The following is a 20,107-nucleotide window of genomic DNA, read 5'->3' on the forward strand; positions in this document are numbered from 1 at the left end:
ACGTCATACCCGGGCCCTAAGCTGCACCCAAGGGAACACCCGCCACAGGCACCGGAGGAAAAACACGGCATGAGCGAAGACCAGGACCAGGACCCGATCGTCGTCCAGGAGGCCGACGCCATCTACGAGTCCGTCCGCACCATCTGCCACCACAGCGAGACCCAGCCCGCCCCCACGGTGTACCGGGTGCTGGGGAACCTCAAGGGCGCCGCCGGGCCCATGCTCGCCCAAGCCCTCAACCAGCTCGCCGACGGCCTCGAGCGCTCCTTCACCGAGTACGACGTCTACGAAGACGACGGCTCGGACCCGGCCGGTAACGTCGCGGCGGCGGCCGAGCACATGCGCTTGGCAGCGCACCTCGCGGCCGAGCTCGGCGAACACCTCTCGAAGGCGCAGAGCGCCATCAGCAGGCAGGGGTACCGGGCGCCGGGCGACTGAACCCCAGCTCGGCCTACCGGTAGAGCCGCGTCACCGGAGGGCGGGTTAGGGCCGGTGGCTTCGGCGTGCTGCCGAGGCCACCGGCCCTTTGGGGCTAGGCTGCGGCCCGCTTAGCCAGTTCGAGGCGCTCGGCCACAAACCCACGGAAGATCGCCAGGAGGTCCTGCCCGTCGCGGTCTGCGCGCAGCGTCACTTCACGGTTCGTCTCCCGCCCTCGGGCGAGCCCCTCCTGACGCTTCAGCTCATACTTCGGCGTCCGGAGCGGCTTGCCGTGGGCATCGAACACGACCTGCTCGCCCTGCGCGTACGACAGCACGCTGGTCTCATAGAACCGGCGCGCGTTCAGCAGCAGCGTAGACCGGACCCATTCAGCGGGTACGAGGAGGAGCGGCTTGCCGTTGACGATGGGCAGCTCGACGGGACGGAGAGCCCACGTCAGGGTCGAGGGGTCCCAGACCTGCCGCTCGACCACTCCCGTCTGATGCGACCCCGCAGTGAATTCGGGGTACTGGACCAGCATGTCGGCGGTGAAGTCCGCCAAGGCTCCGAACGCGATCCTGGTCGTCATGTCTGAGGTGATGTCGCGATCCACGCCTTCCACGAAGAGCGGCAGCTCCTCAAGGTGCTTGAGAACCCCAACCCTCAGCAGAGCATCCAGATCGTTGCAGAGCGCGTGCCAGATGCGGGAGCCGATATCCTCGGCCCCGCCGTGCCCAGCGAAGCCCTCCGCAGCCATCCCAAGGCGGGTCTCCCACGGCTCTTCGAAATGCGTCAGCAGGTCGAGGGCCTGCTCACGGGCCGAAGCGGCGCTGGACATTGCGCCGAGGCTGATGGTGTCGAAGAACGTGTCGAAGGACAGCACAGCAGTTGCCGCGTGGGGGTTCGAACTGCCCCACCGCCGGATGATGTGCGCGTCCAGGAACCGCTTGTTGTCACAGTCCACGTCGATGTCGGCGAAGGGAACCGGACCAGCGATTCCATAGTGTTTCGTAATTGATGTCCCCAAGGGGGCCTACTTCCTCCAGCCACTAAGGCTGGCGACTGCACGGCGGATTGCCCGACCCGGGCTGTCGAGGATTCGACAGCCCGGCAGGTTTCGCGTAGAGTCGATCTGTCGCCTCACCAACGACTTACGACCCTGCTCGGAACCAGAATGCTTACTGAAGCAATCTTCCGGGCGGGGCATTCGTGCTGCATACCCACATGCACATCCTACAGCATGGATTGCTGTCCCATGCGGAGGCATGCGCTCCCAGAGCCCCTCCAAGGCCCCCAGGGAGCCTAAGGGCCTGTGTACCTACTTGACACGGAATCCCGCCAAGCGGGCCTCTGAGGGCCCCTCAGGGGCCTTGAGTAGAATGACAACGGCGTGATTTCAGGGTTTTTGGTGATTCCGCGATGCAAGCGCTTACATGCGGAGGGGGTCCGGCCCACCCCGGAGCGCAGGCGGCGAGGAGTATCGGAACTTTCAAACTTAATATTTTGTAACATCTTCTCTGGACCAGAATTTCTGGGTCTTCCTCCTGATATAAGTCCCACTTTCAGTGTCTGCGGGTCGGCGCGGGGCTACCGTGAGGCATGCCATCGCCGCACTCCCGGACGCTGAGCGGCCCGTTTGAGCTCGCCCTGGCCAAAGCCGTTCCCTCGCTCCCCACCTGCTCCGGGATCCTCTTCGAGCCGAAGTGGGACGGCTTCCGATCGACCCTCATCTTTTCGTCGGCAGACCTGCGAGCCGGCCATGCCGAAGAGAGGCGGCGCCAGATCGTCGAGGAGCACAGGGACCAGCTCTTCTTCAGGAAGAACCGTGACTGGGAGTCCGAGAGCGAGCACCGGTATTTGGCCATCAGCGGCTCGGCGAGCGAGCTCGTTCCCATTGATTCGGCGCTGGTCGGGATCGTCCTCGGACAGGGCTTCCCTGACACGGAGCTGAGCGTCCTGGATGACCGGCTTCGTCGCAACGGCCTCGGCCAGGTCAAGTGTGCCCTCCTGACCTGGGACAACGGCGTGCCATACGTCTTCGGTGACACCGACAGCAATGGGCAACTCTGGCTGGTGCTCAATCCTTTTGGGCGACCCGCATGAGTGCCCTGAACCAGCGCGGAGACTCTGAATCGGACCCGGTCCTAGTCCCCGCCGCAGCGATCGACTTGCAGAAGGTCAGCCGTCCGCCGGCACCGATGCCGGTATGGGTACGGCTGACGTTCGACGACGGCAGCGCCGAGCGTACCCAGAAGGGCTTCGCCCTCGCGTGGACCGACCAGCACGTCCAGGTCCAGATGCTGTGGGAGATCTCCTACTACCACGGGGCCCGGGACTTCTGGGTGAACGCCGACCAGGTCACCCGGCGCGCCATCGACCCGCAGTGGCTCGGTTGCTCGGGCTGAGGAAAAGAGCGGATGGCCAAAAGCATTTGGGTGAGCCCCCGGTCCGGGCATTAAGGCCATGAGGCTGCAGGCTAGGGCGGGGCGAGCTTCTATTCGAATGAAACTCGCCGCTATTGCTGATGAACACCCTAGAGTGTCGGTGACCCGCTGTAACTTGACCCGAGGGGGGCGAAAACCGTTCGCCCATCGAGAGTTAGGAGCCAGCGGGTGGCGACCAGGACAGTGTTCTACTCCTTCCACTATGAGCGAGATGTGAACCGGGTACAGCTCGTGCGCAACATCAACGCACTGGAAGGCCAGCCACTTCTCAATGCCCAAGCGTGGGAAGAAGTCAAGCGTCGTGGCCAGCAAGCCATCGTCAACTGGATTGACAAAGAGATGCTCTACAAGCGCGCTGTCGTGGTCCTCATAGGGCAGGAGACCGCAGGCCGGTCATGGGTGCTCTACGAGATCGAGAAGGCGTGGCGCGAGAAGAAGCCACTTGTAGGAATCCGCATCCATGGCCTCTCGTCGTTCGGCAGCGTTGACCGCCCCGGCGCAAACCCCTTCGACAAGGTGTCCGGCGTCCACGGCATCCCGGTGTTCGACCCGACGCGGACTGATTGGCGGGGCGTGGTCGACTCCAAGGCCACGTACACGAACCTCGTCAATAACATGGAGGGCTGGGTCGCTCAGGCGAAGGCTCGCATGTGGTGACCGAGGCCTGCCAGTTCTGCAAGATTGTCGATCGCGATGATCCCGATGTGCGCGAGGTATACCGTGATGAGAATGTCGTCGCGTTCTTCCCCCCTAGGCCTGCGGTCCTAGGGCATGTGCTCGTCGTGCCTCGACGGCACGTACGGGACATATGGGCGTTGGAACCTGACGAGGCGTCGCAGCTCTCGCGGGCGGTGCTGCTCCTGGCCGAAGGCATCCGCGACGCGGTGCGCCCCGAGGGGCTGAACGTCATCGAGTCCAACGGCGCGGCCGCGACGCAGACGGTGCCCCACCTCCACGTCCATCTCGTGCCGCGATGGACGAACGATGCCATGGGTCCTATATGGCCGGAGGAAACGAGCTACTCAGAAGACTTGAAGGAACGCACGATGCTCGATGTCCGCAGCGCAGTGCAGATCCTTAGGGCATCCGTGGAACCGCCGCTCGCTCCTGAGGACCGGCGAAAACACCTTGACTACATCCAGGCTGTGGTCACCAGACAGTCGGCTGCCTCCTCATCGGCGAAGGGCTGGCTGCTCCCCATCACGACTGCCACGTTCGGCTTCGCCCTCACGCAGCGCTCGTGGCCGCTCGCCGCTCTGGGAATGGTGGCTGTGCTGCTGTTTGCGTACCTCGATGCGAACTACCTGAGGAGCGAGAAGCAGTTCCGCAGGCTCTACAACACTGTCGCGCGTTCCAGCCGGAAGGTGCCTCTGTTCACGCTCGACCCGGTGGACGCCGACGAACCGCTTCCCGCCGATGGGTTGCCGCTATCGAAATGGAAAAAGACAGTTCGGAGCTACTTGCCTGAGCGGTCCATCTGGGCCTCGTGGTCGATTGCCCCGTTCTACACCGCACTGCTCCTCGTCGGAGCAGGCGTCCTGATTGTCGCCTAGTCCTAGGTGAAAAATGCCGCTGCCCGTCGGCAAGATGCGATTGCGGACCGCCGGTTGAAGATCTGAAAATAGAAATCAGAGTAAGGAATACCGTGATAACTGCCAAAACCGTTGAGATCCCCCGAGCCCATTTCTTGGCCCTCAGCGACCTAGCCGCGTCCTTCGAGGCCATCGATGCTGTGCGCAGTTTGGCTCACGGAAGCGAGTACGGGCACCCAGGAGACATTCTTGGGTCTGTCCTCTCCGAGGCTTGGAGAGTCGATCCGACGGCCTGCACCAGGATCATGGCTACGTATATCTCCCATTTGCGCACAGAGTGCGAGCGTGTGAACCGGAACAATCCCAAGGCGAACCTGGCCGCCCCCACTCTGGAGAAAGTACTCAAAGTGCTGCCATTCGGCATCAATGAGGGAAGGCATCCTTGGATGACGGAGGACGTTTGGAAGCAGCTGGTGAAGCAGCTGGGTGCGGAGGTCGCGAGCATTCTCTGAGCCATGTCACGGAGGGGGCGTCAAAGACCCTCGACGCCCCCTCTTGCTTGTCTGACAACCGCTTGGAGATGAACCTCCATCTGTGCCGAAAACGAAGGATTGTGGAACAGTCGGTCGCGGTGCTCGGTTCGGGCCTCGGCAGGGGTCCAGCGCGGCGTCAGTACTCGTTTCCGGATTCAAACCAGGCATGAGGGGCGCGGCGCATGGGAAGACCGCCGCATTATGAGAGTCCCAGGGGTGGGGAGGCGATCTTCCCCACCCCTGGGGTGCGGCAGGCGCCTTCGCTGTTGAGCCCGCCGCGGTCGGATAGGCCGAACTTCAGTCCCACTTGATGCCGCAGACCGGGCACTTCTTGAAGCGTGACGGGTAGGCGCACTCAGTGCCGCAGCCGCGGCAGACGTACATTGCCATCCGGGAAAGGATCCTGGTGATGACGCGCATGGAATCACCTCCCTTCTCGGAGCTCGTGGCTGGATGAGGCCGTTGGACGGAGCGTGGGGAACTCCAGTGGTGGCGGGGCGGCGGTGATGAAGGCGATCCGCTGGATCCCGGCTGCCCCTTCCACGATCGCCTCGATGTCGAGCACCTCGCCGTATGCGGCCTTCAGGGTGCGGGGAAGGCGCGTGGCTTCGGCCTGTGCCGCCAGCACCGGAACGGACCGATCCGCTACGCCGCGGCGCGCGTCCACCCCTAGGACATCGATGTCGGTGTTCGCGAGCAGGGCGTCGGCGAGCCGGCGACGCTCGAGGATCGCCGCCTGGGCGTCGTCGGCGTCGAGTGCCGCATCGAGCAGCACTGCCGCCAAGGGGTGGGGACGTATCGACAGGTTCGCCGCTTCCGGTGCCGGGATGCCGCTGAGGCGCTGCCGAATGGGGTGGGCGCTGAGCTGGAGGGCGCGCTGCCGCAGCCCGTCGTCACGGAGCATGAGGGCGCCGAGTTCTCCGACGTCGAGGCGCTTGCCTGGGCCGAAGCTGAACACTGCGGCGTCGCCGAGCACGCCGACGGGGCGGCCGTCGAGGGTGGATCCGAAGGCCTGGGCGCAGTCCTCGACGACAGGCACGCCGGGAAGGGCCAGACGCAGTGCCGGGACGTCCGCTGGGATGCCGAACAGGTGTGTGGCGACTGCAGCGGCGGTCCGGGGCCCGGACCGGGCCGCGGCCGCTGCAGGGTCGATCGTGAGTGTGGCCGGATCGGTGGGGACGACGACGGGGGTTGCCCCGAGGGCGAGCACTACGGCGAGGCTCGCCGCCCAGTCGTACTTCGGGATAAGCACCTCGTCGCCGGGGCCGGTCCCGAGCATCCTGAGCGCGACCCACAGCGCGTAGGTCGCGCTGGGCATCAGCAGCCCCGGGCGCCCCTCATGGAGCTCGGCGAGGCGTGCCTCCGCTCGGGCGATTGCACCACCGCCGGCCAGTTGGCTCGTGGGGGTCGAGACTGCTTTCTCGAGCCAGGCCGCGATGGCGGCCTGGCTGCGCTGGAGGAGAGCGAGATCGGGATGGTCACCGTGCACGCTGGGCCTCCAGCTCGTTGAGGCGCTCGGTGATCCGGTCGCGGTCGAGGGAGCCGTCGGCGTGGACGAACTCGTGCAGTTCCGTCGGCGGCTGGGTGGAGGCCTCTCCGAGGCGGCGTGCGGCCATCCACGGGAGGTGGCTCGTGAACGTGGTGGCCTCGAGCGCTTCGAGCGTCTGGCGCTCGACCGCGGCATCGATGCCGGGGTTGTAGTCGGTCAGCGACTCGACGACGTCGGATCCGGCGATCACCGGGTGCCGGGCGCGGAGCGCCCGGGTGCGGGCTTCGGCGAGCACGGTGACCGCATCGCGGCTCGTCAGGCGCCGTGGGTGCTCCAGCAGCGCCTGCAGCGCGGCCCCGGGCTCGAGGTCCCAGGAGCGGGACCGTGCGGCTGCTTCCATCTGCGCTGCCAGGTCGTCGAGGCCCGGCGGGAGGAACGGGACGCACTTGATCCGGCTCTTCATGGCGGGATCGATGCGCCGGGCGTAGTTCGAGGCGATGACGAGGTGGACGCCGGCCATTCCGGTGGGGTCGCCGAAGCGGTCCAGGAAGAGTCCGGTGAGGGACCCCGAGATCCCGTTGGGGTCTCCATGCGAGGAACGCTCGCGGTCTGCCGTGAGGGCGTCGTTCTGGTCGTCGATGAGCGTCACTGCGGGCTTGAGGGACTCGAGTGTGGCGAGGAAGCGGACAGCGTTCCGCTCGCTGGCGCCGACCCACTGTTCCTTCAGCGTCTCGGGCAGGATCAGCGGCGCGTCGAGGCTGGTCGCCACGGCGCGGGCACCGATCGACTTTCCGGTGCCCGCCGGTCCATAGAAGCCGACCCTCAGCGGCGCCTCCGGGTCGAGGGCATGGTCTTCTAGGAGCACGCGCAGCTGGGGAAGGCCGACGAGGTCTCGTCCGATGACGACCCGGGTGGTGTCGACGCGCGCGATGCCCTGCAGGGCACGTTCGAAGACGGCCTGGGCGCGTTCGCGGACGCCTTCGGCGGTGAGGGGGTGCTCGGGCGAGGTGTGCTCGCGCATCACGCTGATGTCGTAGAGGCGGAGCGCGCCGGTCGCCCTGGCAGCGGCGGCGGCATCGAATCCTGGAGCGAGCACGAGCGGCCGGCGAGGGCTGTTCAGCATCTGCTCGATAGCGGTGCGGCGCTCGGCATGGCCTGGGAGGCCGAGATTGAGCACACTGAAACCCGGAAGCTGCGTCAGCTGCGGGCCGAGGCTGCCACCCCGGCTCAAGACGGCGACGACGTGGCCGCCCCGGCGGAAGGCCGGGTTGGCCGCGACATCCGCGAGCTGCTCGATGATCCGGGCTGTGTCGCCGTTCGCGGTCGGGAGCTGGTCGGCCGGGAGAAGGTGGTCGGCCCAGTCCAGCACGAGGAGGATCGGAGTCGGAGAGCGGAGGCAGTACTCGAGGAGGACATCGATCGCAACAGTCGGAGGGGTCCGGTCACCGATGCCGGCGGGTACGGAGACCGTCGGCCCACCCGGCGCCTGCAGCGCCCGGGCCCCCGACCGGAGGCAGTAGACGATCGTCGGAATGAGTTTCGAGGCGGCATGCGCGGCGAGCACGCGAAGAACATCGCGCAGGGCGCCGTCATGGGCGAGCACGTCGCCGCTCTGGTCATTGACGGCAATGACCGTGCCGTCGAGCTGGGAACCGTCGAAGGCCCCGACCAGGGCCGCGGCGCGCAGCGGGGCGATAGCAGTGGTTGCCTCGTTCATCACCGGCCGCCTTCCGCTGCACGCTGCCGGGCCGAGGAAGTCGGGGCGAACAGCGATGTCGTGAACGTGGACGGCTTGGAGTCCCCGTCGGCGACAAGAGCAGCCGCCCGCGACGGACCCCCCACACGGGCGGCGTCCTGTGCGAGGGCGCCGCCACGCGGGTCATGGTGCTGCACGTTGACCTGTTCGTCGAAGAGGACGCCGTGGGAGCGCATCCGGGCGGCGAACTCCTGCTGGAGGTCGTTGCAGGAGCCGTCGGCGAGGCCGATGTACTCCGTCTCGATGGCGCCCTGGTCTGCGATGCGGATGAGCATCGTCGCGTGGCCGATGGCTGCCTCGATCGCGCTGGTGCGGCTGCCGTCGACGCGCATGGGGGAGGGGGCGCCCATCTCGCCCAGCACCTTCATGGAGATGCTCGTCACTGCCAGCCGCTCGATCGCCCCGAGGTCCCCGGTGACGGCGGAGAGCGCCGCGGGGAGCGGGATGTCGCCGCAGCGCGCGGCGGCCATCGCGTCCAGCGATGTCTTCGGCAGGTGTTCCTGCCAGCCGGGCATGGCGGCATCTACTTGCGCCCAGGCCGAGGCGCCGGAGATGCCATGGCGCGGGATGCCCGCGATGTCGTGGGCGAGCGCGGCGGCCTTCGCGGAGGACATGCCGTGGAGCAGGGCGTCGCACTCGCCTTCGGCGAGGTCGTATGCGTCGACGACGACGGGATTGATCGTCGTCTGGGAGACACCGTAGGTGGACATGGTGTTGCCTTTCTTGAGGGGTTTCAGGAGAGATCGAAGGACTCGTCGGGGAGGTCAGGTTCCTGCCCCGGCGCTGGCGGCGGGGACGACTGCTCAGGCCCCGGGCCCGGGCCCTGGGCGGGCCCGTGGTGGGCAGGGAACTCCGTGTTGAAGACGTCCGTTGGCAGGGTGCTGTGACAGGAGCCCGGCTGTGTAGGAGCCGGATCCTGGGGGGTCGGCTGCTCCGCGGGCGGGAGTTCTCCGGGGCCGGCTGCCCGGGCACGTGAGGCCGTCTCGTGCGGAGCCTGGCCGTTCTCGGCGCCCACCCCACCGAACTGCCGCTGGAGCTCGGCCTGGGGGAGGCCGGCCCGCCGGAAGGTCCGCGATATTCGCCGGTACTGGCGTGCCCGATGGTTGGTCACACGTTCCTCGGCGGTGTCGAGGACTCGTTGCGCCCTGCGTCGGGATCGGTGGGCCTGACCGAGCAAGAGGATCGGGATGGCCAGCGGCACGAAGAACCCGGTGGCGAACTCCGACGCGGCGGCGATCGGCACGAGAACGGTGTTCCACTCGGCAGAACGCTGCTCCTGCGCCTGGAGGTCGCTGAGCTTCTGCTCCGCGTAGGCCTCCGCGGTCGGGTCGCCGTCGTCCTTGTACGCTGTCACCTGCTGTTCAGCCGCGCGCAGCCTGTCGGAGTACTCCACCTCGCTACGGATGGGCGCCAGGTGGGCGCTGTACACCAGGACAAACGCGAACACCGCCAGGAGGACCGTCGCTATCACGCTGAACCAGAGCTCGCTCAGCTGGCCCCTGCGCCACATGGAGAAGAAGTGGCCGAGCAGCATGGAGCCGATGATCGGGACTCCCAGGAGCAGGAGCGCGCCAAGGAAGCCGTAGAACACATTGCCGCCGGAGACCGCGTTGATGATCGGCAGGTCCAGGAAGAAGGCACCCGTGACAGCGACGAACCACAGGGCGGCCATCGCGATCGCGGTGATCTTGAACCTCAGCGGCGGCTCCTTGCCGTCCTTGAACGCGGTCAGGATGTGTGCTGCCCACGCCCGCGCCTTGACCACGTCGCGCTGGGCCCTGGGGACCAGCTGTTCCATGCGCATACGTGAGGGACTGACACGGGCAGCCCAGAATTGGAAGTAGTCGCCAGGGTCCTGCGCGATGCGGGCCAGGGATGCCCGCCTGGCCGCGGCCAGCCGCGGGACGAGATACCTGGCGGCGTAGAAGGAAAGCCAGAGGGTCGCGGCTGAGAGCCCGACGGTGGCGAGGATGGGCAGGAGCATGGCGATCACTTCCCTGTGATGAAGGTGGAGAGGGCAGAAGCTGCGACCTCGGGGCGGACCCGGGTGATCGCACCCGCATGACCTGCGGAAGCCCACGAGGAGAAGTTGTTGAACAAAGAGTCCCAGCGGCTGATGTCGCCGACGGGGTCGGGCTGGACGACGAGGATCGGGTGCCCCTTGAAGTCCGCCGGCTCTTGAGGGCGGTTCTCATCCAGATCGGACAGGACCGCGAATTGGATCTCGCCTTGGGCGGGGGCGAGGAGGGCGAGGGCAGCGGCGCCTGCCGTGATTCCGCTGGACTGGTTGGAGTTGAGGTCGAGCTTGCCGAGGGCCTTGGCGGCGCCGGCGGCTGCCGTGACTGCGCTGTCGTAGGCGGCAGACCAGGCCGCAGCTGATTTCTTGAAGGCGTCGTAGGCGCCGCCTGGGTCGAGGGTGCCGTCAGCGGTCATGTCCGGGCGCGCGGGGAGTCCGGGGACGCTTGGGATGGAGACATCGATGTCCTGCTGCCCGTACGCGAGGCTGTTCGTGGCGACAAGGCGCACGGTCAGCCTCAGGCCAGTGACCGGGGGCACGCCCGTCTTCGGGTTCGACGGCTTCGGCGGCACGTAGTTCTGGACGTCGGCGATGATGTCCGCCTTCATGGAGTCGCGGAACGACTTGTCGGTCGAGGACGTCGGATCGATCAGGACATACCGGAGACGCTGCGGGGGGAGGTCCTCGAGGCTGGTGCCCCCGGAGGGGGCCGTGCTCGGCGCCCCGCCGGGCGTGGGCGCGGGGACAGCGCTGGGGGCGCCGGTCGCCGGGGCGCCGAGCATCGTCGCCCCGGCGGCAGCGGTGGCCGCCGGGCCCGGCTGGGCGCCGAGGACCGGGCCGATCTTGCCCCAGTTCATCCATCCCAGGAGCACGGCCAGGACGATCGCGAGGGGGAGGACCTTCTTCATGGCGGAGCCCTTCCTGCTCAGGCCGCGTCGACTGCGGCGGGACGCATCCGACCGGAGACCTGGCGGATGCGGGCGAGGTTTTCCTGCTTCTGCTTGCGCGCCTCGAGGCGGACGAACGAGCGCGTGTTCGCGATCGCGGCGAGCTCGCGCGAGAGCATCGGGCTCTTCCCTCGGTGCTCGGCGGTCACGACATGGACGGTGAGGCCGAGAGCCTTGGCCCGACGCGCGAGGTCGGCGAAGGCGTGGTCGCCGGAGATGATGACGAGTTCGTCGAAGTCGCGTGCTACGCGGCGGAGGTCGATCGCGGCGAGGAGGGCGTGATCGGCGCCGTCGGGGGCGTCGGCGCCCACGACCCACTTCACGTTCTCGCCGCTGATAACCCTGCGGTACCGGCGGGCGACGGAGCGGGAGGCACCGACGACGACGTGGTCGTGCGGCGCGATGCCTGGGGCCTGCTTCTTGATCAGGTCCCAGAAGGTTGCGACCTGTCTGCAGCTGGCCCTCGCCCCCCGCGTCGGGTTCTCGATATCGGCGAGGACATAACGCTTCTTGCGCGACTCGAGCGAGGCCAGGAACGCGGCGGCCGGCACCGAAGGGACGCTCGCGACAGCGGGCTCCTGGCTCGCCGTCAGCTCGAGGTGGACCCCGCCACAGGCCGGGCACGCGAAGATGCACACCTCGAGGCCGCGTGAGCGCGTCGTCTTGGCCGCCTGCAGAGCCTGGTGGCGGTCCCGGAGCCGGGGAAGGCCAGTGGCCTCACAGACCGAGACCTTGTGCTGGCGCGTCTTCCCGTTCCTGCGGTGCCGCCGGTTGCACAGACCCGAACCGACCTTGTGCCCAGGCTCAAGGCGGGCGCGCCCCCTCTCTGCAGCCCGGCGGGGGGAAAGGAAGGCCTGCCCCGTGGCCGTCTCAGTGTCGTCTACGAGCTCGAGTCTGCCGCCGCTCATCTTCCGTCTCCCGTCGTCTGGCTGGATGCCCAGCTCCTGCATTCGTGTTGCTGGTTGGAAAGGTCCGTTTGTCCGGCCCTTTCCGGTGTGTTTCGTGTAGGAAGAGAATGGCATTCGCCGCTATTCCGATGCTGACGCTGCGCTGCCTTTAAATCTGGGCCCTGTGAGCGAGATGTAAGTCAGTGGAAACTGCCATGAAAAACCCCCGAGGAGGCCTTCTTGTGTTGGTTCCGAGGTGGAATTGACCATTCATGGTTAGAGACTCCTTTCTGAGAATGGGGACCCGCATTTTGCGCAGAGGATGCTCTCCGGCTCCCAGGACCCGCGCGCTATGCGGATGGTGCGGGGGCGGCCTCCGCCGGTCATGCAGTTGCAGGCGGCGAACACATACCGTGAGGCGGCGGGGGCCGGGAGTGAGGTGCCTGGCTCGAGGGCTGTCGACCCGTCCTCGTCTTCGGGCTCCTCGGGGAGGAAGGGTGCCCGGGGGACTGGACTTCTGAGGACGAGGGCGCGGTAGAGCCGGGCTGTGATGTCCGCGTACTCCCTGGCGAAGCGGGGCGAGAGGCAGGGCGTTTCGAGTCCGCGATAGGTGCCGGAGGGAACGACGCGCAGCCCGAGTGCCAGGGCGATCTCGCCGAAACGGCGGTTGTGGAAGCGGCCGCGGTTCGAGGTGTCCTTGATACCCTCGCAATGGGCGTAGAGATGTGCCAGTTCGTGGACGATCGTCGTGAGGATGTCCTCGGCGAGGGGGCCGCGCCCATTCCTGCTGTGGCCGTCGGCGCAGATGACGACTTCGTTGACCGGGTTCCCGCAGAATTCCCATGATTCCGGGGCGAAGTAGCCCAACGTTCCGCGCTTGTGGCGGATGATGTTGAGGATGACGGTGTCCGTGGCGGCCTCCGCGAGCCCGGGAAGATCCTCGGAGCGCCGCCTTGCGACTTCGCAGAGGGCCCAATAGTGGGCATCGGACTGCTCGCGGTTAGCCGACTGGGGGCCGAAGAGGTCACTCACGAGCTCCCTCCCCTTCTAGGCGCACGGTGGAACCGCCTCCGAGGAACAGCGAGGCCGTGCGCCGGGCAGCGCCCGGGCCCGGGGCAACGACCCAGCCGCCGCCGACGACGGCCCCGGTCTCGTCTACCAGGTCGAATTTGTAGCGGTTCATCTCTCGTCCCCTGTCGTCTGCCCGACGTCCTGAGAGAATTCCAGCGTTTCCCTCGCCGCAATTTTCCCGGGCCTTCTCATCGGATCGATGCCGATAAGGGGATGATGCCAAGCACTGCTATTCCGGCGCTGACCGATCACAGACGCGACGTTGCGCTCGGATCAGCATTCTGTAAGCGAGCACTGAGCGCCGAAATGCCGTCGTCTATTCAGGCATTTGAAAGTGGGTCGCCTTGTGTCATTTCGATGAATCCGCGGGGGGCATGATGCGACGCCCTGGCGTAGCAGCGGCCGTCAGCCTCTGGGACGGCCGGATCCAGCCCTGTCACCGAGCGCGCTGGCTATGTTGGCCTCTGTCCTGTCCCCAGGCGGGGCGCCTTGCAGACCTGCACGATCCCGGTCACCGCCATGGCACCGGCTGCCCGTGGAAAGCAGCCGCCGGGGCCCGGAACGTTCAAGAGGCTCCTCAGGAGGCGCCCTGCTGTTCTCGCAAGCTCCTCTGCCAGCTCAACGCACGCGGGAAGGGCAGGCCGCACGAGAGCGGACGACGGACCTGGACGCGACGGAGCAGAGGGTGGGCAGGCGACAGCGCGTCGTGGCGGACACAGCCGCGAGGCCGCCCGTGTCTCGGAGAAGATGAGACGCGGGCCGCGCGCTATGGGCAGAAGACAGCTTCGTTGTTCCTGGATCATCTCGGAAACCAGGAGAAGTGTCACACGGAGGGGCGAGTCAGGGCTGGCCTAGGTCTGGACGGGCAGCGCCCAGGTCCCTGGGGTGCAGGAAGCGAGCGGGCACTCCGGCGACGACAGTGAAGGGCTCGATGTCTCTGGTGACGACGCTGCCCGCCCCGACTATTGCACCATCGCCGATGGTGACCCCGGCCACCACCGTCACCCTCGCGCCCAGCCACACGTCATGTCCGATGACCACAGGACCGAAATCGTGGCCCTGATCGCGGATAGGACGCCCCGAATCGGAGAAACTGTGATTCGCGCTGTTGATGACGGTGTAGGGGCCGATGAGGACGTCGTCTCCAATCTGGACAGGGGCCGGGGCTGTGATGATGACGCCGCGGTTCATGAATACGCGGTTGCCGAGATAGATGTTCTGGGGGTAGTGCAGGATCGTGTCGGGGAAGACGCATAGGTCCCTGACGCGGCCGGGGAGGGTGTTCTCGTAGAACCAGTTCCGCATGTCGAGTTCCAGGCCGACCGATGACCTTCGGGCCAGTTTCTCCTGAAGGAGATGCCAGGAGTGTGACCCTGTTCTTGGTAGGCCAAAGAGGCGTCTCAGCAGGAATTCGACATGTCTTCCCGCCTCGTGCATCTCGAAGACGATCTGCCGGTCCGTTTCACGGGAGTTGTAGGCGTCGAGTTCTTTGCGCATGTTTCAGACGGTGAGATGGCCGAAGCGCCTCGCCTCTTCGAGCAGCATCGGTTGAAGGTGGGGCTCGTCCTCTTCGAAGATGTCGGTCTTGGATATCTGTCCGAGGAGGTAGCGTGCTGTTCTGATCCAGCCGTTGTGGGTGACGATCAGCGCACTTTTCACCGGCCTCCTCTGCACATCCGAGAGGAACTCTGAGATCCGTGTGCAGAAATCCTCGAAGGTCTCACCGCCGGGAGGCGCGAATTCGGGGTCGAACGCTCCCGAGGGGGAGAAGGCCTGCGGGAAGTCCTCCTGCACGCGCGCCCGGCTCATCCCTTCCCAGGCGCCGAGACTGCGTTCCATAAGGCGTGGATCCAACACGATCTCGCATTGGGGGCGGATCGCGAGGAGGGTCTCCTGCGCCCGTGCCAGGGGGAGGAATAGGCGCAGTCGAAGACGTGGCCTTCGAGCCGGAGACCTAGTTCCTGGGCTTGGTGGATGCCTTCGGCGGTTGCCGGAACGTCGGTGCTGCCCATGTAGGTCTTGGAGGCGTTGGACGCTGTGGGGGCGTGCCGCACCACTGTGATGCTCATAGGTCACCTGTGATCATGCGCTGGCGTTCGAGCAGGTAGGCGCCCATTTTCGCTGCGGTTTCGAGGACTGTTTCCCTCGCCCGGTCGATCGCCCTGGTCTGCATGGCGAAACCGTGCATCTGGTCGTCTAGGTGGATGTGCTCCACGAGCACCCCGGCCTGCTGGAGGCGCTCTGCGTAGGCTGTGCCCTCGTCGCGGAGGGGGTCGAACTCTGCGGTCAGGACGAGAGTCTTCGGGAGTCCCTTGAGGTCGTGGGCCCGCAGAGGGAAGAGGTAGGGGTCGTCGCGGTCCCAGGAGTCCGGGAGATAGTTCCTCCAGGACCACTCCATGAACCTCTTGTCCAGGGAGTAGCCCTTGCCCCGCTCTTCATAGGAGGGTGTTGAGGGCTCGAAGTAGTCCAGGGCGGGGTAGAGGAGGAGCTGGTAGTCGGCACGCGGTCCTCGGCGGTCGCGCGAGAGGAGGGAAACGGCCGCCGCGAGGGTCCCGCCTGAGCTGTCTCCGGCCAGTGCCGTGGCGTTGGCGTCGGCGCCCAGGGAACGAGCGTTGTCCAGCGCCCACCTGTATGCCGAGTAGGCATCGTCAACGGCGGCGGGGTACTTGGCCTCGGGGCTGCGCCGGTAGTCCACTGAGAGCACAGCACACCCGGACTTCTTCGCGAGGATTGCGCACAGCCGGTCATGGGTGTCGAGATCGTTCACGGTCCATCCGCCCCCGTGGAAGAACACCACAAGTGGTAGCCGCTGGTCCGACGCTGGCCGGTAGAGCCGGGCAGGGATTCCGCCCTGTGGCCCTGGGATGCGCAGGTCGCGGAGTTCGTCGATCTCCTCGGGATCGCCGGAAATGAAGCCTTTGCGCATCCGCTCACGCGCCTCATCGACGGGGACCTCGTACACCGGCGGGAGGCCGGCCTTCGATGCGGTGTCCAGAAGCTGCTGGGCCTGACCGTTCAGGGGGGTCATGCTGTTCCGCCTTGCCTGTAGTGGGAGTAGATGGGGTAGAGCACTGCGGTCACTTCGCCGGGGCAGCTCTGCAGGAGTGACTTGACGGTGAGGTCTTCCTCGAAGTCGCGGATCGCTATGAAGTCCTCGTTGGCCAGGCTCGCGTCCGTCGAGTACTGGTGGCCCATTAGCGTCAGGCCTGTGGAATCGAACCCGAGGGTCAAGGTGGACCTCGCACGGACGCCGAGACCGTGCGGAGTCAGCAGGCGAGGGCCGTCGGCCGTCTCGACCCAGTTGTCGCCATCTATACCGGCGGAGATCATGAACAAAGGGGCCCCGGGCCGTGTGAGCAGCAGGTATCGGGGGTCATCCTCTCGGAGCCATTGGCATCCGATGGCAACGGAGTTCTGGTCCGGCATTCCATAATGAGGAACCGAAGTCACTTCGTCGAGGATTCCCCCGGGGCCGGCGACGAGCTCCGCACAGAATCGCTGGCGCTCCATCTGGTAGCTCTCCAGCATCCGCGCTGTCCGGAAGAACTTCTCGGCCGACTTCCCGCTTATGTACCTGAGGTATCGCCCGTCATCGCCATGGATGGCCTCTATCTCGTGGCTGTACCAATTGGCGGGATCAGGATAGAGGCCGTTGTACTGGCGCTTGAACTCGGCTGTTGATGCGTGGAGCACCAGATACTGGCCAGCCGGAAGGCCGCAGGGCTCACGCACTTCGCACAGGGTCACAAAATGGTTGCCGGAGTCCCAGTTCCACAGAAACCGGGTGTGCTCGGCCATGGTGCTCCTGGCCCGGAGGACGCGCTCTTGGAAGTCGCTCTCGGAGGTGATCGGTGTATCGAGGCGGAAGACACTGACGCCGCAGACATTGACAGTCGAGTCGACAGGCACCATGGGCACGTCGGAGTCCCAGGAGTAGTAGGCCCCCGTCAGGAATCCGCCGTGAATCCGCTGCACATTGTGAGGAAGGCCCAGATCCGGCAGTACGACGACTTCGGCATGGGCCTTGCGGCCTGACACGGCAGAGGACGCTTGGGCCAGCAGCTCCTCCGTTCTTCGAAGATACGGGAGCAGACGAGCCTGTGTCTCGTCAGGGTCGGTCAAGATTCTCATGGCATCTCCCGGGGCGCGTCCTGCTCGGGAGACATCCCGAGTCGCTCGTAGAGTGAATTGGCCTTCTCGAAATGTTCCACTGCATCATCGGCGGAGTTCTGGAACTGGTAGCAACGGGCCAGGAGGCGATGGTGGTCGGCCTCGTACTTTAGGTCCTTCAACAGCTCCAAATCTGGCCTCAGACTAAGCAAACTCCGCAGCGTCTCCTCCACAACCTCCGGAGTGGGGGCGCCTTCCAAGTCCAAGCCCGCGAGCCACAGGTTGATCAGCATCAGCGCCCTGGGAAAATGATGCTCCTCTGCGTGATCCCGGGCACGAATCAGGAGGGCGCGGCCCTCCGCCCGATGTTCGCCACCGCGGCGGATCAAGCACTCGCCGAACCAGCGGAGATTGGCATTGAAGTCTGCCTCGCTCATCACCGAGGGAACCTCGATGTTCTCCCGCCACAATTCTTCTGCTTCTCGGAACTTCGAGTGTCCTGAGAGATGCAAAGCCTTGGCATGCCGGTAGGAGGCGAGACTGGCCGCGGATACACCAGACGCGTCCCGGGAGAGGATGGCGTCGGTTTCGGTCAAAAGCGTATCGACCCGCTTCAAATTCCCCTGTTTCGCGGCGATGTTCAGCATGTAGACCAGTGCGTCGAATTCCTCTTGGACGTCGCCGAGCTCCCGTGCGGCCGCTGCCCGTAGCTGGTTCACATCGGTCTTGGGAGACCACAAGCCTCTCACGTAGTAGTAGTACCGCATTCCCCGCCCGAGGCAGGTGACACTCCGGTGGCGACCATGCTCGAAGGCCCACTCGATCGCGCATTCGAGGTTCTCGCGGACACCGGGGACGTCGAACTTCTGCAACCTGCTGACGTCCTCTGGACAGAAGCCGACCTCTTCAGCTGCTTCACAGCACTCCGCGAGCCAGCGGTCGTAGACCGGCGCCTCTTCGTCTTCTCTCCGCGCCAATTCGCGGACCTTCCTCGCGACGAGGGGATCCGCGATGAACTTGGGGTCATCCAGCCCTCCGTCAGATTTGACGAAGCGGACATCGTGCAGGTGACGCAGGAGCTGAGGGAAATCGGCCGGCGCCCCGGCGACCCGCTCGAGGGTCGAGCGCGCTGTACCGTGCGGATAGCATGCCAAGGCGAGAAGGACGCGCCGGCTGTCATCCGTCAGTTCATCCCAGCTGGTCCTGAGGATCTTGGTCAGCACGACGTCAACGCTGCTGCCCGCCACTCCATCGAGCTGCGACCGAAGCTCCTGCAGGCCGATGCCGGGAAGCTGACCGATGATCCACTCCAGGATCTTGTAGTTACCCGCCCAATCGTTCCAAAGTTCCTCCAGAACCTTGCTTTCAGGGGTCAACCCTGCAACGGGGCGCGCATCCAACAGCTGTTTGAAGAACGGGACCCGGAGTTCGGGGGAAGGGGCCTGGAGGTCGACCTCGACCCAGTAGCCCACCAGCGAATCCTGAGAAGCGATAGTCGTAATGAGCGCCTTGCTCGGATGCGGCAGTTCGGTGAGCCACCGATCCAGAGACGGATCCTTGACGTTGTCGTACCCCTCTATCACCACAAGCACACGCTGGCTCTGAAGGAACTCCCGGGCCTCGTGCAGCTTCCCTTCTTCCTCGCCACGGGCGAGATGAGTCTGCTCAGCGGTGATAGCAAGCTGGTCCAGTACAGACATCAGCGTGGTGGGCCTTCCTTCCTTCGCTGAAATCCAGAGCACTACGTCGAAATGGTCCCGCGTCTTAATGATTTCCCTACAGAAGTAATGGACGAGGGTACGCTTCCCCCGCCCTCCGATAGCGATCACGGCGACAATCGGACGCTGCTGCTTGATGGCACTCTTGAGACGGTCAAGCTCAGCAGTTGAGATGAACTCTGAATAGGTCGCCCCGGGCAGGTTATTCAGGCAGTGGCGCCGAGACCCTGCGGGGTGCTCCTCAGGGGCCGTCGCTACCAGCGAGGCTGGAGCAACATCTTCTCTGTCAAACCTGTCCCGCAGGTCTTCGAGGAAGTCCAACTCCATGCCGTCTTCTCGGTACTGGTCGAGGCTTCGCGCCAGAACTTCCAGTGCCGGTTGTTTGCCGCGGTGGTTGAGCATCGCATAGAACCGCCACTCGTGAAATCGGTCCTGGAACGGATCCGATCCAAGGAGGATGTCGATGTCATCAAGTGCTTCAGTCAAACGAGTCCGAGCTTTGAGGAAGGCCTGAACGCGCAGTTCTCGGAATTCGTCTTGAAGGCGATCGATCTGCTCGACCATCTCCCGTAAGACGGGTGCCTTAAAGGGGACGCCTCCCAGTGGGCTCCCTCGCCACAGTTCAAGTGTCTTATCAATGACCTCCAGTGCTTTCAGAGGATTCTCATTTTCAAGGAGAGAGGCCGCCGCATGACGATTCGCCTTCACGACTTCATAGTCGGAATTGATCCTCAGCTGATAGCTCGAGCCTACGCTTCCAATGACTCCAGGAGCCTTTTGGTTGATGCGATGCACGCCGGTGTGAAGACTCTGCCTGGCTTTCCTCGGGTCGCGGTGCTTTCCGCTCTCCTCGATGAGCACCTCTATGAGAACGTCCGCAGTGACCAGTGTGCGCTGGGGTTCGCGGGCCAACACGGCCAGTATTTGTGCCTCTAAGGCGCCTCTGTAGCGCACCTGCTTCCCGTTACCAAGGTCGATGACCACAGGCCCGAGCAACCGTAAGATCTCCATGTCCCCCCTCTCCAGCGCGCCCAAACTTAGGACGACGTCCGAAGCCGTCTCTGGCTCCATCATGTCGGGCCCCGATGTCCTGGCGCTGACACTTCCCTGACACTTCGTGGACGTGCCTCAACTCTGAGATGCCGAGGACCTGCCGCCAGCAGTCAACAGGTGAGCGCCCATGGCG

At 65.4% G+C, this 20,107-nt stretch carries 19 protein-coding genes and 1 pseudogene; 6 read left to right on the plus strand and 14 right to left on the minus strand.

Going from position 1 to position 20,107, the window contains the following annotated elements; genetic code table 11:
* Positions 1 to 69 precede the first annotated feature (69 nt).
* Complete coding sequence (locus SA2016_RS04140) at positions 70 to 438, plus strand: hypothetical protein (protein WP_066495612.1); 369 nt, start codon at positions 70 to 72, stop codon at positions 436 to 438.
* 94 nt (positions 439 to 532) lie between these two features.
* Here SA2016_RS04140 and SA2016_RS04145 read toward each other — a convergent pair whose 3' ends face one another.
* Positions 533 to 1,444: a DUF8370 family protein gene (locus SA2016_RS04145; RefSeq protein WP_157089107.1), complete on the minus strand. Its 912-nt coding sequence runs from the start codon at positions 1,442 to 1,444 to the stop codon at positions 533 to 535.
* A 572-nt stretch (positions 1,445 to 2,016) separates the two neighbouring features.
* Between SA2016_RS04145 and SA2016_RS04150 the strand changes: the two genes are divergently transcribed.
* The 5 genes from SA2016_RS04150 (at position 2,017) to SA2016_RS04170 (ending at position 4,905) form a co-directional block, all read left to right on the plus strand.
* Complete coding sequence (locus SA2016_RS04150) at positions 2,017 to 2,520, plus strand: DNA ligase-like domain-containing protein (RefSeq protein WP_066495614.1); 504 nt, start codon at positions 2,017 to 2,019, stop codon at positions 2,518 to 2,520.
* Positions 2,517 to 2,822, plus strand: coding sequence for a hypothetical protein (locus tag SA2016_RS04155; RefSeq protein ID WP_141305595.1), 306 nt, complete (start codon positions 2,517 to 2,519; stop codon positions 2,820 to 2,822). The genes SA2016_RS04150 and SA2016_RS04155 overlap by 4 nt, the downstream gene beginning before the upstream one ends.
* Positions 2,823 to 3,029: 207 nt before the next feature.
* Entirely contained in the window at positions 3,030 to 3,518 is a 489-nt protein-coding gene (locus SA2016_RS04160; RefSeq protein ID WP_066495619.1) for a TIR domain-containing protein, read from the plus strand.
* A complete protein-coding gene (locus tag SA2016_RS04165; protein ID WP_229710796.1) occupies positions 3,512 to 4,414 on the plus strand; it encodes an HIT family protein in 903 nt (300 codons plus the stop codon). Before SA2016_RS04160 ends, SA2016_RS04165 begins: the two co-directional genes overlap by 7 nt.
* A gap of 92 nt (positions 4,415 to 4,506) precedes the next feature.
* Positions 4,507 to 4,905 (plus strand): hypothetical protein, encoded by a 399-nt coding sequence (locus tag SA2016_RS04170; protein WP_066495621.1) that lies wholly within the window; start codon positions 4,507 to 4,509, stop codon positions 4,903 to 4,905.
* Positions 4,906 to 5,350: 445 nt separating this feature from the next.
* Here SA2016_RS04170 and SA2016_RS04175 read toward each other — a convergent pair whose 3' ends face one another.
* The 13 genes and pseudogenes from SA2016_RS04175 to SA2016_RS20695 form a co-directional block, all read right to left on the minus strand.
* Positions 5,351 to 6,415, minus strand: a complete 1,065-nt coding sequence (locus SA2016_RS04175; RefSeq protein ID WP_066495622.1) for a DegT/DnrJ/EryC1/StrS family aminotransferase — start codon at positions 6,413 to 6,415, stop codon at positions 5,351 to 5,353.
* On the minus strand, positions 6,405 to 8,132 hold the full coding sequence (locus SA2016_RS04180; RefSeq protein ID WP_066495625.1) for an AAA family ATPase: 1,728 nt from the start codon (positions 8,130 to 8,132) through the stop codon (positions 6,405 to 6,407). Before SA2016_RS04180 ends, SA2016_RS04175 begins: the two co-directional genes overlap by 11 nt.
* Positions 8,132 to 8,881 carry a hypothetical protein gene (locus SA2016_RS04185; RefSeq protein WP_066495627.1) on the minus strand — a complete coding sequence of 250 codons (750 nt, stop codon included), beginning with the start codon at positions 8,879 to 8,881 and terminating at the stop codon, positions 8,132 to 8,134. The genes SA2016_RS04180 and SA2016_RS04185 overlap by 1 nt, the downstream gene beginning before the upstream one ends.
* A 23-nt stretch (positions 8,882 to 8,904) precedes the next feature.
* The gene (locus SA2016_RS04190; RefSeq protein ID WP_141305694.1) at positions 8,905 to 10,155 is read right to left on the minus strand and encodes a hypothetical protein; all 1,251 of its coding nucleotides are present in this window, start codon (positions 10,153 to 10,155) and stop codon (positions 8,905 to 8,907) included.
* 5 nt (positions 10,156 to 10,160) lie between these two features.
* On the minus strand, positions 10,161 to 11,096 hold the full coding sequence (locus tag SA2016_RS04195) for a hypothetical protein (protein WP_066495633.1): 936 nt from the start codon (positions 11,094 to 11,096) through the stop codon (positions 10,161 to 10,163).
* Positions 11,097 to 11,113: 17 nt separating this feature from the next.
* Positions 11,114 to 12,043 (minus strand): NYN domain-containing protein, encoded by a 930-nt coding sequence (locus SA2016_RS04200; RefSeq protein ID WP_066495636.1) that lies wholly within the window; start codon positions 12,041 to 12,043, stop codon positions 11,114 to 11,116.
* A gap of 255 nt (positions 12,044 to 12,298) precedes the next feature.
* Positions 12,299 to 13,054 (minus strand): SprT family zinc-dependent metalloprotease, encoded by a 756-nt coding sequence (locus SA2016_RS04205; protein WP_066495639.1) that lies wholly within the window; start codon positions 13,052 to 13,054, stop codon positions 12,299 to 12,301.
* Positions 13,047 to 13,205 carry a hypothetical protein gene (locus tag SA2016_RS21295; protein ID WP_157089108.1) on the minus strand — a complete coding sequence of 53 codons (159 nt, stop codon included), beginning with the start codon at positions 13,203 to 13,205 and terminating at the stop codon, positions 13,047 to 13,049. Before SA2016_RS21295 ends, SA2016_RS04205 begins: the two co-directional genes overlap by 8 nt.
* 728 nt (positions 13,206 to 13,933) lie before the next feature.
* Positions 13,934 to 14,590: an acyltransferase gene (locus SA2016_RS04210; protein ID WP_084249297.1), complete on the minus strand. Its 657-nt coding sequence runs from the start codon at positions 14,588 to 14,590 to the stop codon at positions 13,934 to 13,936.
* Positions 14,591 to 14,593: 3 nt separating this feature from the next.
* A pseudogene (locus tag SA2016_RS20690) lies at positions 14,594 to 15,162 on the minus strand (histidine phosphatase family protein).
* Positions 15,159 to 16,121 carry a LipP1 family hormone-sensitive lipase gene (lipP1, locus tag SA2016_RS04220; protein WP_066495652.1) on the minus strand — a complete coding sequence of 321 codons (963 nt, stop codon included), beginning with the start codon at positions 16,119 to 16,121 and terminating at the stop codon, positions 15,159 to 15,161. Before lipP1 ends, SA2016_RS20690 begins: the two are co-directional and overlap by 4 nt.
* Positions 16,118 to 17,224 (minus strand): hypothetical protein, encoded by a 1,107-nt coding sequence (locus tag SA2016_RS04225; protein WP_066495656.1) that lies wholly within the window; start codon positions 17,222 to 17,224, stop codon positions 16,118 to 16,120. Before SA2016_RS04225 ends, lipP1 begins: the two co-directional genes overlap by 4 nt.
* Complete coding sequence (locus tag SA2016_RS20695; protein WP_084249299.1) at positions 17,221 to 19,995, minus strand: AfsR/SARP family transcriptional regulator; 2,775 nt, start codon at positions 19,993 to 19,995, stop codon at positions 17,221 to 17,223. The genes SA2016_RS04225 and SA2016_RS20695 overlap by 4 nt, the downstream gene beginning before the upstream one ends.
* Positions 19,996 to 20,107: the final 112 nt, after the last annotated feature.

The sequence above is a fragment of the Sinomonas atrocyanea genome, from assembly GCF_001577305.1.
In the GTDB taxonomy this organism is placed as follows: domain Bacteria; phylum Actinomycetota; class Actinomycetes; order Actinomycetales; family Micrococcaceae; genus Sinomonas; species Sinomonas atrocyanea.

Coding starts and splice junctions, on each gene's coding strand:
- SA2016_RS04140 (WP_066495612.1), top strand. CDS start 70: ATGAGCGAAGACCAGGACCAGGACCCGATCGTCGTCCAGGAGGCCGAC.
- SA2016_RS04150 (WP_066495614.1), top strand. CDS start 2,017: ATGCCATCGCCGCACTCCCGGACGCTGAGCGGCCCGTTTGAGCTCGCC.
- SA2016_RS04155 (WP_141305595.1), top strand. CDS start 2,517: ATGAGTGCCCTGAACCAGCGCGGAGACTCTGAATCGGACCCGGTCCTA.
- SA2016_RS04180 (WP_066495625.1), bottom strand. CDS start 8,132: ATGAACGAGGCAACCACTGCTATCGCCCCGCTGCGCGCCGCGGCCCTG.
- SA2016_RS04185 (WP_066495627.1), bottom strand. CDS start 8,881: ATGTCCACCTACGGTGTCTCCCAGACGACGATCAATCCCGTCGTCGTC.
- SA2016_RS04190 (WP_141305694.1), bottom strand. CDS start 10,155: ATGCTCCTGCCCATCCTCGCCACCGTCGGGCTCTCAGCCGCGACCCTC.
- SA2016_RS04195 (WP_066495633.1), bottom strand. CDS start 11,096: ATGAAGAAGGTCCTCCCCCTCGCGATCGTCCTGGCCGTGCTCCTGGGA.
- SA2016_RS04200 (WP_066495636.1), bottom strand. CDS start 12,043: ATGAGCGGCGGCAGACTCGAGCTCGTAGACGACACTGAGACGGCCACG.
- SA2016_RS21295 (WP_157089108.1), bottom strand. CDS start 13,205: ATGAACCGCTACAAATTCGACCTGGTAGACGAGACCGGGGCCGTCGTC.
- SA2016_RS04210 (WP_084249297.1), bottom strand. CDS start 14,590: ATGCGCAAAGAACTCGACGCCTACAACTCCCGTGAAACGGACCGGCAG.
- lipP1 (WP_066495652.1), bottom strand. CDS start 16,121: ATGACCCCCCTGAACGGTCAGGCCCAGCAGCTTCTGGACACCGCATCG.
- SA2016_RS04225 (WP_066495656.1), bottom strand. CDS start 17,224: ATGAGAATCTTGACCGACCCTGACGAGACACAGGCTCGTCTGCTCCCG.
- SA2016_RS20695 (WP_084249299.1), bottom strand. CDS start 19,995: ATGATGGAGCCAGAGACGGCTTCGGACGTCGTCCTAAGTTTGGGCGCG.